Source organism: Amycolatopsis sp. NPDC058278, assembly GCF_042881395.1.
Lineage (GTDB): Bacteria > Actinomycetota > Actinomycetes > Mycobacteriales > Pseudonocardiaceae > Amycolatopsis.
This window is the reverse complement of sequence record NZ_JBHVXZ010000128.1, coordinates 1-14,278: the sequence shown is the minus strand read 5'-3', so window position 1 is coordinate 14,278 and position 14,278 is coordinate 1. Positions and strand designations below refer to the sequence as shown.

The window sequence follows — 14,278 nt, the reverse complement described above, 5'->3', positions numbered from 1 at the left end:
AGGCCCCGCCCGGGGGCACGCCCCCGGACCCCCGGCTCCTCCCGCGGTAAGGCGGTTCACTTGCCTTGACGCGGACGTCAACGTCTAGCGTCGACGGCATGCGGATCGGAGAACTTGCGCAGCGCACGGGTGTCACCACCCGTGCGCTGCGGTTTTACGAGGACCAAGGCCTGCTGCAGGCCCGGCGCACGGCGAACGGCTACCGCGAGTACGACGAGGACGACCTCCAGCTCGTCAAGGAGATCCAGACCCTCCGGACGGTCGGCCTGACCCTCGACGAAACCCGCCCGTTCGTCGAGTGCCTGCGCAGCGGCCACGAGACCGGCGACTCCTGTGCGAGTTCGATCGAGGTCTACCGCCGCAAGCTCGAAGAAGCCGACGCGCTCCTCGCACGGCTCGGCGGCATCCGCGGCGAGCTGGCCGCGAAACTCGCCACCGCCCTGGCCCGGCAGGCCCCCGATCCGTGTGTCGTGCCCGAATCCCCGCGCCCGTGAAGGAGCCCTGCCATGTCCGAAGTTGCCGACATCACCGACGCCACTTTCGCCGAAGTCCTCGGCAGTGACGTCCCGGTGCTCGTCGAGTTCTGGGCCACCTGGTGCGGCCCGTGCCGGATGGTCGGCCCGGTGCTGGCGCAGCTGGCCACCGAGCGCGCCGGCGAGCTCGCCGTCCGCAAGATCAACGCCGACGAGAACCCGGAGACCACCCGCTCCTACCAGGTCATGTCGCTGCCGACGATGATCCTCTTCCGCGGCGGTGAGCCGGTCGAGACGATCGTCGGCGCGTTCCCGAAGGCCCGCATCGAAGACCGGCTCGACCGGGTCCTCAAGGCGCCGTCGCTTTGACGAACGTGTCCGCCACTTCGCGCCCGTACGTTTCGAGGTCCAGCGAAGGGTCGGCCGCGTAGGCGGCGGCGACGCCGTCGATGGCCTGCGCGATCGACATCGCCATCACCTCGGGCGTGAAGGCGCCGAACAGGCCCTCGGCCTGGCCCTGCTTGAGCTGCCGGGCCAGGCCGTGCACGCGCAGGTCGTCGACCAGCACCTTCGTCATCACCCAGCCGTCGGCGTCGTCGGCGTTGGCGGCCAGCTCCGTCAGCGCCCGGACGCACTCCGGGTAGGCCCGCAGGAACGCGATCGACGTCTCGATGTGCGCCCGCAGGTAGCCGGGCCGGTCGGCCGGGTCGAGGCCGCCGCCGGTGCGTTCGGTGAGGAACGCGCTCTTGGTCTGGATGACCGTGCTGAGCACGGCCTGCATCAGGCCGGCCTTGTTCGTGAAGTGGTACGAGATCAGCCGGGTGCTGCTGAGCCCGGCGCGCTCCTTGATCTTGGCGAAGGTGGTCCGGCGGTAGCCGAGGTCGGCCAGGACGCCGATGGTCGCGCCGATGATCTGCGCCCGGCGCGCGGCCTCGGTGACGCTGAGGCCCAGTTCGGCCATGAGGTCGGGGTTTACTTGCATGAGTAAAAGTTACCTGACTGAGTAAAAAGTGTCCACCGGGTTTGACGAGCCACTGTCGGGGGTACGGCGAACGGCTCAAAGGCTCAGCCGACCGTTGAGGCTTGCCGCGCGTCGCGTTGACCGGCACTGTCCGGGCGCTTACCGTCGAAGAAGGTAAATCGCCACGGTGTGATTCACGGTCTGGGGCCGGACCGTGGCGATTGATCTCCGGCGGGTCCCACTCCTGGGACTCCTCCGGCTGTCATTCGCCGGCCGCCAGGTCGGGCGAGGGGAGGCTTGCGTGGTCGAGGCTGGTTCCGAGAAGCAGCCTGTCGAGGTCGCGACTGGTGAGCAGGGGGAGCTGTTCCCCGACGATTCGCTGCCCGACGAGCTGGTGGGCTACCGGGGTCCGGCGGCGTGCCAGATCGCCGGGATCACCTACCGCCAGCTCGACTACTGGGCCCGGACCAAACTGGTCGCGCCCAGCATCCGCACCGCGCACGGCTCCGGCTCGCAGCGGCTGTACTCCTTCAAGGACATCCTGGTCCTCAAGGTCGTCAAGCGGCTCCTGGACACCGGCGTCTCACTCCAGAACATCCGCGTCGCGGTCGACCACCTGCGCCTCCGCGGCGTCCGCGACCTGGCCCGGGTGACACTGTTCTCCGACGGCACCACGGTGTACGAGTGCACCTCGCCGGAGGAGATCGTCGACCTGCTCCAAGGCGGCCAGGGCGTCTTCGGCATCGCCGTCAGCGGCGCGATGCAGGAGATCAGCGGCACCATCCACGAGTTCCAAGCCGAACGCGCCGACGGCGGCATCGTCGAGACGCACGAACCGGACGAACTCACCCAGCGCCGCAACGCCCGCAAGACCGGTTGATCACCGCTGCGGCAGGCAGAGTAAGGTTCACCGTGCGGTCGACGAATCCGCGCGGGAGAGTCCGAGTCACACCTTGAGCTCGGCGCCGAAGGAGCAAGTCCTCCCCGGAACCTCTCAGGCACCCTGGACCGCGCGGACGAGACGCCTCTGGAAAGCGGGTCGTCAGGACACAGCCTGATGGCCCCGCCGACGGTGCAAGCCCGGTTCAACCACGCGGGCGAAACTCTCAGGCGCCTCCTCCGGGAGGTACGGACAGAGTGGGGAGGACCAGGACATCGCCGTCCCGGTCCACCCCCGCTGTCCCCAGGAGGTCTCGTGGATCCGTCACTCGCCTCCCTGGAACAGGGCCTTCCCTTCGCCGACCGGCACATCGGGCCCGGCCCGGACGAACTCCGCCACATCCTCGACGTCATCGGCGTCACCTCCCTCGACGAACTCGCCGAACGAGCCGTGCCGTCGTCGCTGCGGGAGTCCGCCGAGCCACTCGAACTGCCGCCCGCCGCGAGTGAAGCGCAGGCGCTCGCCGAACTTCGTGAGCTGGCCGGCCGCAACCGGCTGACCGCTTCGATGATCGGGCTCGGCTACCACGACACCGTCACCCCGCCCGTCATCCGGCGCAACGTGCTCGAGAACCCGGCCTGGTACACCGCCTACACGCCCTACCAGCCCGAGATCTCCCAGGGACGGCTCGAAGCGCTGCTCAACTTCCAGACCGTGATCGCGGACCTGACCGGGCTCCCCGTCGCCAACGCGTCCCTGCTCGACGAGGCCACCGCGGCCGCCGAGGCGATGACGCTGGTGCGCCGGGCCGGGCGAGCGATGTCCCGCCGGTTCGTCGTCGACGAAGACACCCTGCCGCAGACCCTCGCCGTGCTGCGGACCCGGGCCGAGCCCCTCGGCATCGAACTGGTCGTCGAAGACCTTTCCCAAGGGCTGACCGGACTGGGGCTCGGCGGCGACTTCTTCGGCGTGCTGCTGTCCTGTCCCGGCGCGTCCGGTGCGGTCCGGGAGCTCGACCGCACCATCGGCGAGGCCAAGAAGCACGGCGCGGCGGTCATCGTCGCCGCCGACCCCCTCGCCCTCACCCTGCTCCGGCCGCCCGGCGAGCTCGGCGCCGACGTCGCCGTCGGTTCGACGCAGCGGTTCGGCGTCCCGCTCGGCTTCGGCGGCCCGCACGCCGCCTACCTGGCGGTGCGCCGAGGCCTGGAGCGGCAGCTGCCCGGCCGGCTGGTCGGCGTCTCGAAGGACGCCGACGGCACGCCCGCCTACCGGCTCGCCCTGCAGACCCGCGAGCAGCACATCCGCCGCGAGAAGGCGACGTCGAACATCTGCACCGCGCAGGTCCTGCCGGCGGTGATGGCCTCGATGTACGCGGTGTACCACGGGCCCGAGGGGCTGTGTTCGATCGCGCTGCGGGCGCACCGGATGGCCACCGTGCTGGCCGCCGGCCTCGCCGAGGGCGGTGTCGACGTCGTGCACGGCGAGTTCTTCGACACGGTCGTCGCCGCGGTGCCCGGCCGGGCGGACACCATCGTTGCAGCCGCTCGAGACCTCGGCATCTCGCTGCGCCGGATCGACGCGGACCACGTCGGCATCGCCTGCGACGAAACCACCACCCGCGAGCGGCTTTCCGGCGTGTGGAAGGCGTTCGGCGTCTCCGTGTCCGATGTGGACGGACTCGACGCGGACACCGCGGACGCGCTTCCGGCGCCGCTGCGGCGCACGAGCGACTACCTCACGCACCCGGTTTTCCACGCACACCGCTCGGAAACCGCGATGCTGCGCTACCTGCGGCGGCTGGCGGACTCCGACGTCGCCCTCGACCGCAGCATGATCCCGCTGGGCTCATGCACCATGAAGCTCAACGCCACCGCGGAGATGGAGCCGGTCACCTGGCCGGAGTTCGCCGGCCTGCACCCGTTCGCGCCGGCCGAAGACGCCGCCGGGCTGCTGGCCGTGGCCGCCGACCTGAGCGCCTGGCTCGCCCGGATCACCGGCTACGACGCGGTTTCCCTGCAACCCAACGCCGGCAGCCAGGGCGAGTTCGCCGGCCTGCTTGCCATCCGGGCCTACCACCGCTCCCGCGGCGAGCACGCGCGAGACGTCTGCCTGATCCCGGCCAGCGCGCACGGCACGAACGCGGCCAGTGCGGTGATGGCGGGCATGCGCGTGGCCGTCGTCCGCTGCGACGAGCGCGGCAACATCGACCTGGCCCACCTGAAGTCCACAGTGGACGAACACCGGGCCGACCTCGCCGCGATCATGCTCACGTACCCCTCGACGCACGGCGTCTACGAAGACACCGTCGGCGAGGTGTGCGCGGCGGTGCACGACGCGGGCGGGCAGGTGTACGTCGACGGCGCCAACCTGAACGCGCTGATCGGCGTCGCCCAGTACGGCCGCTTCGGCGCCGACGTCTCGCACCTCAACCTGCACAAGACGTTCTGCATCCCGCACGGCGGCGGCGGGCCGGGTGTCGGCCCGATCGGGGTCCGCGCGCACCTGGCGCCGTTCCTGCCGAACCACCCGCTGCAGCCGGCGGCGGGCCCGGCCACCGGCGTCGGCCCGGTCAGCGCGGCGCCGTGGGGCAGCGCGTCGATCCTGCCGATTTCCTGGGCGTACGTCCGGATGATGGGCGCTCCCGGCCTGCGCCGCGCGACGCTGGTGGCGGTGGCGAACGCCAACTACGTCGCCCGTCGCCTCGGCGAGCACTACCCGGTGCTCTACGCCGGCCGCGAAGGGCTCGTCGCGCACGAATGCATCCTCGACCTCCGGCCGCTGACGAAGGCCACCGGCGTCACGGTCGACGACGTCGCGAAACGGCTGGCGGACTACGGGCTGCACGCGCCGACGATGTCCTTCCCGGTCGCGGGCACCCTGATGGTGGAGCCGACGGAGAGCGAAGACCTGGCCGAACTCGACCGCTTCTGCGCGGCGATGATCGCGATCCGCGCCGAAATCGACCGCGTCGCGGCGGGGGAGTGGCCCCTCGAAGACTCGCCGCTGCGGCAGGCACCGCACACGGCCCGCTGCGTCGCGGGCGACTGGAACCGGCCGTACAGCCGCGAAACGGCGGTGTTCCCGGCCGGTCCGGGCGAGCCCAAGATCTGGCCGCCGGTCCGCCGCATCGACGGCGCGGTGGGCGACCGGAACCTGGTCTGCTCCTGCCCGCCACCGGAGGCCTTCACGGATTCCCCGCTCCGCGGGTGAGGCGGACCCTCAGCTCGGCGCGGCTGATCGGGTCGAGCTCGCGGTAGATCTGCTGAAGGTGCTTCTGCACCGTCCGCGGACTGATCCCCAGGTGCCGGGCGACTTCCCGCGCGGTCAGCACGGCGAGGGCCACCCCGGCCGGACCGGCGGCTGCTCCTCGCGGGCGAACGCCTGCGCCACGTGCGGTGCGAGCAGGCCGACCAGCTCGCGGTCCCGCGCGGGAAAGCCGGGCCGGGAGCGGTTGAGCGTGGGCCCGGCGGCCGTGCGCAGTTCTGCGTACGCGCACTGCGGGCGCACAGGAACGCCGGGTAGGTTGACGCCCATGGTGAGTGGGACCGGTCCTGATCGGACGTCCGTGGTCGTGACCGGCGGCAGCGGCTTCATCGGCCGGGCTGTCGTGCGCGCCCTGCGCGACCGGGGCGTTCCGGTCACCGTCGTGGACCGGGTGCCGTTCCCCGAAGACCGCGACGGCGTGCACGTGGTGACCGGCGACCTCCGCGAAGCCGCCGTCCGCGAGCAGGCCGTGACCGGCGGGACCGCGGGCATCGTGCACCTCGCCGCGCTGACGTCGGTGCTGAAGTCGGTCGAGCTGCCCGAGGACACCTTCGCCGACAACGTCCTGGTCACCCAGGAACTCCTCGAACTCGCGCGCCGCCGCGAGGTGCCGAAGTTCCTGCTCGCCTCGACCAACGCGGTGATCGGCGACGTGGGCACCGCGACCATCACCCCGGACCTGCCGCTGCGCCCGCTGACGCCGTACGGCGCCACCAAGGCGGCGTGCGAAATGCTGCTCTCGGGCTACGCCGGGGCGTACGGCATGACGACGTGTGCGTTGCGGTTCACCAACGTCTACGGCCCGGGGATGTCCCACAAGGACAGTTTCGTGCCGCGGATGATGCGGGCCGCGCTGACCGGCACCGGCGTCCGGGTCTACGGCGACGGCCGCCAGCGCCGCGACCTCGTGCACGTCGACGACGTCGTCCGCGCGGTCCTGCTGGCCCTCGACAGCGGCTACTCGGGCCGCGCGATCGTCGGCGCCGGGCGCTCGGTGTCCGTGCTGGAGATGGTCGAAGCCGTGCGTGAGGTGACCGGCGCCGCACTGCCGGTCGACCACGTCGCGGCACCGGCCGGGGAAATGCCCGCGGTCGTCGTCGACGTCTCGGCGAGCGCGGAGACCATCGGCTACCGGCCCGAGGTCTCCCTCACCGACGGCCTGGCCACGGCGTGGAAGTACTTCTCCGGCCTCAAGACGCCGTGAGCGGGTTTCTCCGCCGCCACTGGCTGCTCCTGCTGCTCCTCGTCCCGGCGATCACGCTCCGGGTGCTGACCTGGCTGGCCTACCGGCCCGCGCTGCTGTTCATCGATTCGTTCCGCTACATCGACAACCTGCACGCGCTGCGTGCCGACCAGCTCGACCCGATCGGCTACGACCTGGTGCTGCGGCCGCTCCTGGCCGTCGGCGGGCTCGCCTGGGTCGCGGCGGTGCAGCACGCCGGCGGGGTGCTCATCGCGATCGGCGTGTACGCACTGGTCCTGCGCCTCGGCGGCCGGCCGTGGGTCGCCGCGCTCGCCGCGGCCCCGGTGCTGCTCGACGCCTACCAGCTGCAGATCGAGCAGAACATCATGTCCGAGGTGACGTTCGAGGCCGTCCTCCTCGGCCTGCTCTGGCTGCTGCTCGGCCGGGGCACGCCGGGCTGGAAGCGCGCCGGCGCGGCGGGCCTGCTGCTCGGTTTCGGCGTGCTGACGCGGCTGATCGGGATCTCCCTGGTCGTTCCGCTGCTGGTCTTCCTCGTCGCCGCCGGGGGAGCGTGGCGGCAGTGGGCGGGCTGGCGCCGGGCCGGCGTGGGTCTTTTGGGCCTGCTCGCCGTGCTCGTGCCGTACTCGGCGCGGGTGCACGCGGAAACCGGGAAGTGGGGACTGAGCGGACCGTCGGGGAACATGCTCTACGGCCGGACCGCCGCCGTCGCCGACTGCGCGAACCTCCACCTCGACCCGGTGCTGCGGGTGTTCTGCCCGGCCGAGCCCCGCGAAAAGCGGCTCGTCGACAACTACACCCACGCCGACCTCGACCCGAACTGGCCGGGCCCGCTGCCCCCCGGCGCGGACAAGGCGGCCCTGGCCCACGAGTTCGCCGTCGACGTCCTGAAGGAGCAGTCCGGCGACGTCGCCGAAGCGATCCTGGACGACTTCGCGAAGAGCTTCGCCTGGACGCGGGAGCAGGGCCCGACCGACGTCCCCCTGGACCGGTGGCAGTTCCAGCTGAGCTACCCGCAGTGGGCCGACCAGTCCCTGATCGACCTGGTCACGCTGCAGAACGACGGTGTCGTCGCGAGCGTCGAGGCGCCACTGGCCAAGATCCTCCGCGACTACCAGCTCGACGGCGGGTACATCTCGGGCGGAGCGCTCGGCATCGGTGCGCTGCTGGGCCTGCTGACGGTGGTCCGGCGCAGGAAGCCCCTGGACCGGGCCCGGGCGGGGGCGCTGCTCGCGGCGTCGAGCGGGCTCCTCCTGCTGTTCGCCTCGGCGGTGTTCCAGTTCTCCTGGCGCTACCAGATCCCGGCGCTCGTGCTGCTGCCCGTCGCCGGGGCGCTCGGCTTCACCACGCTGACCTCGGCGAGCCGGAAACGGCTCGCCGCCTTCCCCGACGACGTTGATTCCGGTGCCCTCGACGACTTCCGCGGCCGGCACCCCGAGCCGGCCCTGGCGCCGCTGACCGTCGTCATCGCCGCCTACAACGAAGCCGGCGGCATCGGCGAAGTCCTGGAGAAGATGCCGGACGAGTGCCTCGGCATGCGGGTGGACGTCCTCGTCGTCGTCGACGGCGGGACCGACGACACGGCCGCGATCGCGGAGGCGCACGGCGCGTACGTGTGCGTCGCGCCCCGCAACCGCGGCCAGGGCGCCGCGCTGCGGCTGGGCTACCACCTCGCGGCGGACGCCGGTGCCGAGTACATCGTGACGACCGATGCCGACGGCCAGTACGACAACAGCGAACTCGAAACACTGGTGCGTCCGGTCGTCGACGGCACCGCGGACTTCGTCACCGGGTCCCGGCGGCTCGGGCACGAGGAAGCCGACAGCCGCGTCCGGTGGCTCGGCGTGCGGGTGTTCGCGGTGCTGGCGTCGGTGCTGACCGGGCGGCGGATCACCGACACGTCGTTCGGCTTCCGCGCGATGCGGGCGGAGCTGGCCTGCTCGGTCCCGCTGCGCGAGCCGCAGTACCAGTCGTCGGAGCTGCTGCTCGGCGTCACCGCCCGCGGCGCCCGCGTCGTCGAGCTGCCGATGAGCATGCGGCTGCGCAAGGCAGGCAAGAGCAAGAAGGGCGGCAGCCTGGTCTACGGCGCCAACTACGCCCGGGTCATGACCGGGACGTGGTGGCGGGGGTACGTGCTGCGCCGCGGCCGAACACGAACCGGTCGAGCAGCGTGAACTTGACGGCGAACACCAGCGCGTAGCTGGCGACGTACGCCCCGTCGACGAGCACGACCCACCAGAAGTGCGGCAGGCCCAGCGGGGTCAGCAGCGAGCCGGCGAGGGTGGTCAGGCCGATCGACGCCAGCCCGCCGAGCCCGATCACCGCGAGGTAGGGCAGCAGCTCGCGCCGCACGCGCGGCCGCCCGGTGCGGCCCCACACCCAGCGCCGCGTGACCAGGAAGTTCAGCACCGCCCCGGCCGCCCAGGCCAGCGTGCTCGCCAGCGCCGGGACCCCGCCGGCGGCGAGGACGGCCAGCAGGACGACCTGGCTGAGGACCGTGGCCGCGACGGACGTCGTGGCGGCGCGCGCCAGCCGGGCCCAGCCGCGGGTCTTCTCCGCTGTGCGGGGCCGCACGCCGTTGGTTACGGTCGTCATGCCCCCATCCTCCCCGCGGGCCGGCCGCGCCGCCGTCCGACCCCCCTACGCATAGGAGATTCACAGCTCATTGCCAGGTCTTCATCAGCACGTGATCTATAGCGTTCGTGTGGCGTAAACGAGCAGGAAGGGCGGCACAATGCGTGTGCTGGTTCTCGGCGGTGACGGATATCTGGGCTGGCCGACCGCGTTGCACTTATCGGACAAAGGTCACGAGGTGGCCGTTCTCGACAATTTCGCGCGGCGCGGCTACGACGCCGAACTCGGTGTCGAAAGCCTGGTTCCGATCGAATCCCTCGCCGACCGCATCGCCACCTGGCGCGAGGTCTCGGGCCGGGCGATCACCAGCTACGAAGGTGACCTCCTCGACGCCGAGTTCCTGTTCGGAGCGGTGCGTGACTTCGCGCCGGACGCCGTCGTCCACTACGCCGAGCAACGGTCGGCACCGTATTCCATGATCGACCGTGAACACGCGGTCTACACCCAGCACAACAATGTCGTCGGGACGTTGAACCTCCTCTATGCGATCGCCGAGATCGACCCGGCGATCCACCTGGTCAAACTGGGCACGATGGGCGAATACGGCACGCCGAACATCGACATCGAAGAAGGCTGGCTGGAGCTCGAGCACAACGGCCGCTCCGACCGCGTGCTGTTCCCGAAACGGCCGGGTTCCTTCTACCACCTGACCAAGGTCCACGATTCCCACAACATCGAATTCACCTGCCGCGCGTGGGGCCTGCGCGCCACGGACCTCAACCAGGGCATCGTGTACGGCCAGCAGACACCGCAGACGGCACTGGACCCGCGCCTGGCGACCCGCTTCGACTACGACGCGGTGTTCGGCACGGTGCTCAACCGGTTCGTCATCCAGGCCGTGCTCGGCCAGCCGCTGACGGTGTACGGCAAGGGCGCCCAGACCCGCGGCCTGATCGACATCCGCGACACCGTGGAGTGCATCCGCCTGGCCGTCGAGCACCCGGCCGCGCCGGGGGAGTTCCGCGTGTTCAACCAGATGACCGAAAGCATGCCGGTGGCGGGCATCGCCGAGCTGGTCGCCGACCGGTTCCCCGGCCCGGTCCAGATCGAGCAGCTGGAGAACCCGCGCACCGAGGCGCCGGAGCACTACTACAACGTGAAGCACACCGGGCTGGTCGGGCTCGGGCTTCGGCCGCACCTGCTGTCGGACACGCTCATCGAGTCGATGTTCGACATCGTGGGCGCCAACAAGCACCGGGTGAACCCGGAGAAGCTCCGCCCGACCGTCCGCTGGCGGGGCGCGCTGAAGGCCTAGCGGTCGTGGGGGCTCCCGCCGGGGAGCCCCCACGGTTTTCAGCCGGGCAGCTTGTCCAGGAACCCGTGCACCTTCGCGATCTTCCCGCCTTCGAGTTCGACGACGTCGAAGCCGATCGCGACCGGCTCGGCGCCGGGGGTGCCGAGGTACCACTGGAAGCGCGCGAGGTCGTGGTGGGCGTCGGGGTCGGCCGGCAGGCTGAAGGTGAGCCCGCCGAACTGCTGCTGCGCCCCGGCGACGAACTGGTCGATCCCGTCGTGGCCGGTGACGGCGCCGAGCGGGTCGGTGTAGCCGGCGTCGGCGGTGAAGACGTCGGCGACGAGGGCGCGCCGCTTGTCGGCGTCGGTCTCGTTCCAGACGGCGATGTACTGCTCGACGATGGTGCGGACGTCGGTCATGGGTGGTTCCTTTCCCTGGGGGACAACGGATTCGCCGTCGTCCTGCGCTGAGACCGACTTTGGCGGACGAGCGGCGGCCCGTCGATTACGCGAGAGGTAATGCCGGGCCATTACCCCGGGGGTAATGGCGGCGGCTCCGTGATCGCCGTAGCGTCGCTCGCGTGACGACTATGGTGCAGACGCGGCAGCGGCCCGTCGGGGAGCTGCTGCGGGAATGGCGGGACCGGCGCCGGATCAGCCAGCTCGACCTGGCGATCTCGGCGGACATCTCCACCCGCCACCTCAGCTTCGTGGAAACCGGGCGGTCCAAGCCGAGCCGGGACATGGTGCTGCGGCTCGGCGAGCACCTCGACGTCCCGCTGCGGGAGCGCAACCGGCTGCTGCTCGCCGCCGGGTACGCGCCCGCGTACACCGAGAGCGCGCTGGGGGACCCCGGGATGGACGCCGTCCGCCGGGCCGTGCGGCAGCTCCTGTCCGGCCACGAGCCGTACCCGGCGGCCGTCGTCGACCGGAACTGGGACCTCGTCGACGCCAATGCCGCCACCGGCCTCTTCGTCGCCGGGATCCCGGCCGGGCTGACCACCAACGTCCTGCGCGCCACGCTGCACCCCGACGGCATGGCCCCGCACATCCGCAACCTGGGGGAGTGGCGTGCCCACCTGCTCGGCCGGCTGCGGCGGCAGGTGACCCAGACCGCGGACGCGGGCCTCGCCGAGCTCCTGGACGAGCTGCGCGGGTACCCCTGCGACCAGCCCGTGCCCGAGGTGGAGGTCCCCGGGCCGGGTGACATCTTCGTGCCGCTCGAATTCCGCCACGACGGCACCGACCTCACGTTCTTCAGCACGGTCGCCACGTTCGGCACCCCGCTGGACGTCACCGTGGCGGAACTGGTGATCGAGTCGTTCTTCCCGGCCGACCCGGCGACGGCGGCGTATCTGCGCGAGCGGGCCGCCCGGGTGGGATGATGGGGGTCCGCGCAGCATCCGAAGTGAGGATCACCGGTTGATGGCCGTCCCGCCTTCGCTCGCCCTGTCCGTCGGAGTCCGCATCCCCCAGCTGTTGTTCGGTGTCGCCGGCCTGTCCCCGGCCGAAACCGGCCGGGCCGTCCGCATCGCCCTCGACACCGGTTACCGCGGCATCGACACGGCCCCGGGCACCGAGACGGCGGTGGGTGCGGTGCTCGCCGCGGCCGAGGTGCCCCGCGAGGACCTCTTCGTCAGCGTCCACGTGCCCGCCCAGGGCTATGACACCGCCCGCCGGGCCGCCGACCAGGCACTGGAGGCGCTCCGGCTCGAGCGGGCCGACCTGTGCCTGCTGGACGGCACGAAGGGCGCGTTCACCGACACCTGGCGCGCGCTGAGCCGGCTGCGCGCCGACGGGCGGGTCCGCGCGGTCGGCGTCGCCGGGTTCGGGGTGTCCGAGCTGAGCCGGCTCATCGACGCGACCGGCTCGGTACCGGTGGTGAACCAGGTCGAGCTGCACCCGTGGCTGCAGCAGCTCGCCCTGCGCGAGTTCCACGGCGAGCGCGGCATCGTCACGGCCGCCGCCAGCCCGGCCGCGAACGCCGCGCTGCTGTCGGACGAGACGGTCACCGCGCTGGCCGCCAAGTACGGCAAGACCCCGGCCCAGATCGTGCTCCGGTGGCACCTGCAGAACGGCACGGTCGCGGTGGCGGCGTCGGCCACCACCACCCGGATCCGGGAGAACTTCGGGATCTTCGACTTCGAGCTGGCCGACGACGACGTCGCCGTGGTGGCCGAGCTCGACAACGGCACGCGCGTCTAGCGGCTAGGTGGACTTGATGCCCGCCGCGGCGAAGTCGGCCTGCTGGGCGGGCTGCTCCAAGTACTCGCGGAAGGTCTGGGCGGCGCGCAGCGCGGTGTCGTCGATGCCCGGGCCGGCGAGCCCGATGAACGGGTAGTCCGCCGAGCGCGCGTTCGCCACCGACTGGGCGGGCGAGCCGATCATCTCCGGCTTCTTGGTGGTGAGCTCGCTGACCCAGTACGACGATTCGGGCAGCCACGCGGCCGGGAGCCCGCCGATGGAGTCCATCTTCGCCCGGCCGACCAGCGCGTCGAGCACCTGCGCCGACGCCTTGGCTTCGATCATGACGTGCACGCACTGCCCGTGGACGACGGTGGCGGCCTGGTTCCACCGCTCGGCCGCGGCGGTGACGGGCTTCTGCACGCTCGGGGTCACGACGATCCGCATGTGCGAGGTACCGCCGTCGCAGCTGGCGGCCTGCGCCTCGGCGCGGCTGTTGAGCTCGTTGTCGGCCCAGTTCCAGCCGACGATGCCGAGCCCGATGAGGACGGCGAGCACGAAACAGGCGATCGGCCAGCCGGCGATCCGGCGGCGCGGAGCCTTCTTCCCGACGATGCGGTGCGATCCGGTGGCGTCGCTCTTGCCGACGATCCGGTGCGAACCGGTGCCCTCGCCGCGGCCCGCCCGGTGGGGGCCGGTGCTGTCGCTGCGGCCGGCACGGTCGGGGCCGGTGTTGTCCCCGCGCTCGGTGCTTTCGCCGCGCTCGGGGGCCCGGGCGCCGGTGTCGTCGCCCCGGTCGAGGGTGCGGGCGGTCCCGGGCGCTTCGCCGCGGGCGGCGAGGTCGTCGTCCGGCCGGCCGATGACCTCGGTCCGTTCGGCGGCCGACTCGGGGTGGCGGTCGGCGGCTTTGCCGCCCTTGCGGCGCGAGCGGGGAGCGGGGGACCCGGCGGGGAAGGCGCCGGGCGCACCGGCTGGGACGGCGGGGGTGGCGCCGGGCGCGGCGAGGTTGGCGCCGGGCGCTCCGGCGGGGTCGGCGATCGGGTGGGCACCGGAGGCTCCGGCCCGGCGGGAAGCCCGGGTGGATCGGCCGGAGCCGGGTGCTTCGATGCGGTCCGGGGCCGAGCGGCCGCCGCCCTTGCGGCGCGAGCGGGCGGGGGTGCCGGTGCTCCCGGTGGTGGCGTAAGCGGCGGTGGTTTCGCTGTCGGCGGCGGAGTGGCCACCGGAGGCGTCGCCGCGGCGACCGGGGGCGGTTTCGCTGGGGGCGGCGGGGTAAGCGCCGGAGGTGTCGCCACGGCGGCCGGTGGAAGTTTCGCTGTCGGCGGCGGGGTGAGCGCCGGAGATGCCACCGCGGCCGGGGGCGGTTTCGCTGGCGGCGGGGTGAGCGCCGGAGGCATCGCCGCGGCGGCCGGGGGCGGTTTCGGCGTTGGCAACCGGGTAGGCGCCCGAGG

The 14,278-nt window shown here is 72.0% G+C and carries 14 protein-coding genes and 1 riboswitch; of the genes, 9 read left to right on the top strand and 5 right to left on the bottom strand.

The window, feature by feature from the left end:
- Window positions 1–98: 98 nt before the first annotated feature.
- Both ACFVYA_RS41010 and trxA read left to right on the top strand, forming a co-directional pair.
- Window positions 99–494, top strand: a complete 396-nt coding sequence (locus ACFVYA_RS41010) for a MerR family transcriptional regulator (protein WP_285992138.1) — start codon at window positions 99–101, stop codon at window positions 492–494.
- A 12-nt stretch (window positions 495–506) separates the two neighbouring features.
- Complete coding sequence (gene trxA / locus ACFVYA_RS41005) at window positions 507–842, top strand: thioredoxin (RefSeq protein ID WP_387052858.1); 336 nt, start codon at window positions 507–509, stop codon at window positions 840–842.
- On the opposite strand, the gene ACFVYA_RS41000 is transcribed toward trxA, so the two are convergent.
- Window positions 823–1,455: a TetR/AcrR family transcriptional regulator gene (locus tag ACFVYA_RS41000; protein WP_285992136.1), complete on the bottom strand. Its 633-nt coding sequence runs from the start codon at window positions 1,453–1,455 to the stop codon at window positions 823–825. The genes trxA and ACFVYA_RS41000 overlap by 20 nt on opposite strands.
- 280 nt (window positions 1,456–1,735) lie before the next feature.
- On the opposite strand from ACFVYA_RS41000, the gene ACFVYA_RS40995 reads away from it, so the two are divergent.
- Both ACFVYA_RS40995 and gcvP read left to right on the top strand, forming a co-directional pair.
- Entirely contained in the window at window positions 1,736–2,314 is a 579-nt protein-coding gene (locus ACFVYA_RS40995) for a MerR family transcriptional regulator (RefSeq protein ID WP_020638353.1), read from the top strand.
- Window positions 2,315–2,356: 42 nt separating this feature from the next.
- Window positions 2,357–2,455: riboswitch (glycine riboswitch) on the top strand.
- Window positions 2,456–2,629: 174 nt separating this feature from the next.
- Window positions 2,630–5,524 carry an aminomethyl-transferring glycine dehydrogenase gene (gene gcvP, locus ACFVYA_RS40990; protein ID WP_387052855.1) on the top strand — a complete coding sequence of 965 codons (2,895 nt, stop codon included), beginning with the start codon at window positions 2,630–2,632 and terminating at the stop codon, window positions 5,522–5,524.
- A gap of 114 nt (window positions 5,525–5,638) precedes the next feature.
- Here gcvP and ACFVYA_RS40985 read toward each other — a convergent pair whose 3' ends face one another.
- Window positions 5,639–5,848 (bottom strand): hypothetical protein, encoded by a 210-nt coding sequence (locus ACFVYA_RS40985; RefSeq protein ID WP_387052853.1) that lies wholly within the window; start codon window positions 5,846–5,848, stop codon window positions 5,639–5,641.
- On the opposite strand from ACFVYA_RS40985, the gene ACFVYA_RS40980 reads away from it, so the two are divergent.
- Both ACFVYA_RS40980 and ACFVYA_RS40975 read left to right on the top strand, forming a co-directional pair.
- Window positions 5,847–6,782: an NAD-dependent epimerase/dehydratase family protein gene (locus tag ACFVYA_RS40980; protein ID WP_387052851.1), complete on the top strand. Its 936-nt coding sequence runs from the start codon at window positions 5,847–5,849 to the stop codon at window positions 6,780–6,782. The genes ACFVYA_RS40985 and ACFVYA_RS40980 overlap by 2 nt on opposite strands.
- Window positions 6,779–8,953, top strand: coding sequence for a glycosyltransferase family 2 protein (locus ACFVYA_RS40975; protein WP_387052850.1), 2,175 nt, complete (start codon window positions 6,779–6,781; stop codon window positions 8,951–8,953). Before ACFVYA_RS40980 ends, ACFVYA_RS40975 begins: the two co-directional genes overlap by 4 nt.
- Here ACFVYA_RS40975 and ACFVYA_RS40970 read toward each other — a convergent pair.
- The gene (locus ACFVYA_RS40970) at window positions 8,883–9,374 is read right to left on the bottom strand and encodes a GtrA family protein (protein ID WP_387052848.1); all 492 of its coding nucleotides are present in this window, start codon (window positions 9,372–9,374) and stop codon (window positions 8,883–8,885) included. The genes ACFVYA_RS40975 and ACFVYA_RS40970 overlap by 71 nt on opposite strands.
- Window positions 9,375–9,513: 139 nt before the next feature.
- Between ACFVYA_RS40970 and ACFVYA_RS40965 the strand changes: the two genes are divergently transcribed.
- Window positions 9,514–10,668, top strand: coding sequence for an NAD-dependent epimerase/dehydratase family protein (locus ACFVYA_RS40965; RefSeq protein ID WP_387052846.1), 1,155 nt, complete (start codon window positions 9,514–9,516; stop codon window positions 10,666–10,668).
- Between the two features lie 38 nt (window positions 10,669–10,706).
- Here the strand turns inward: ACFVYA_RS40965 and ACFVYA_RS40960 are convergent, their stop codons facing one another.
- A complete protein-coding gene (locus tag ACFVYA_RS40960) occupies window positions 10,707–11,066 on the bottom strand; it encodes a nuclear transport factor 2 family protein (RefSeq protein WP_387052844.1) in 360 nt (119 codons plus the stop codon).
- A 170-nt stretch (window positions 11,067–11,236) separates the two neighbouring features.
- On the opposite strand from ACFVYA_RS40960, the gene ACFVYA_RS40955 reads away from it, so the two are divergent.
- Window positions 11,237–12,031 carry a helix-turn-helix domain-containing protein gene (locus ACFVYA_RS40955; RefSeq protein WP_285993842.1) on the top strand — a complete coding sequence of 265 codons (795 nt, stop codon included), beginning with the start codon at window positions 11,237–11,239 and terminating at the stop codon, window positions 12,029–12,031.
- Window positions 12,032–12,071: 40 nt separating this feature from the next.
- The gene (locus ACFVYA_RS40950; protein WP_387052842.1) at window positions 12,072–12,851 is read left to right on the top strand and encodes an aldo/keto reductase; all 780 of its coding nucleotides are present in this window, start codon (window positions 12,072–12,074) and stop codon (window positions 12,849–12,851) included.
- 3 nt (window positions 12,852–12,854) lie between these two features.
- On the opposite strand, the gene ACFVYA_RS40945 is transcribed toward ACFVYA_RS40950, so the two are convergent.
- The coding region (locus ACFVYA_RS40945; protein ID WP_387052841.1) for a hypothetical protein at window positions 12,855–14,278 on the bottom strand (1,424 nt) is incomplete at its 5' end.

Excerpts from the sequence above, each read along its gene's own strand:
- ACFVYA_RS41010 (WP_285992138.1), top strand. The coding sequence starts at position 99 with ATGCGGATCGGAGAACTTGCGCAGCGCACGGGTGTCACCACCCGTGCG.
- trxA (WP_387052858.1), top strand. The coding sequence starts at position 507 with ATGTCCGAAGTTGCCGACATCACCGACGCCACTTTCGCCGAAGTCCTC.
- ACFVYA_RS41000 (WP_285992136.1), bottom strand. The coding sequence starts at position 1,455 with ATGCAAGTAAACCCCGACCTCATGGCCGAACTGGGCCTCAGCGTCACC.
- ACFVYA_RS40980 (WP_387052851.1), top strand. The coding sequence starts at position 5,847 with ATGGTGAGTGGGACCGGTCCTGATCGGACGTCCGTGGTCGTGACCGGC.
- ACFVYA_RS40985 (WP_387052853.1), bottom strand. The coding sequence starts at position 5,848 with ATGGGCGTCAACCTACCCGGCGTTCCTGTGCGCCCGCAGTGCGCGTAC.
- ACFVYA_RS40970 (WP_387052848.1), bottom strand. The coding sequence starts at position 9,374 with ATGACGACCGTAACCAACGGCGTGCGGCCCCGCACAGCGGAGAAGACC.
- ACFVYA_RS40965 (WP_387052846.1), top strand. The coding sequence starts at position 9,514 with ATGCGTGTGCTGGTTCTCGGCGGTGACGGATATCTGGGCTGGCCGACC.
- ACFVYA_RS40960 (WP_387052844.1), bottom strand. The coding sequence starts at position 11,066 with ATGACCGACGTCCGCACCATCGTCGAGCAGTACATCGCCGTCTGGAAC.
- ACFVYA_RS40955 (WP_285993842.1), top strand. The coding sequence starts at position 11,237 with ATGGTGCAGACGCGGCAGCGGCCCGTCGGGGAGCTGCTGCGGGAATGG.
- ACFVYA_RS40950 (WP_387052842.1), top strand. The coding sequence starts at position 12,072 with ATGGCCGTCCCGCCTTCGCTCGCCCTGTCCGTCGGAGTCCGCATCCCC.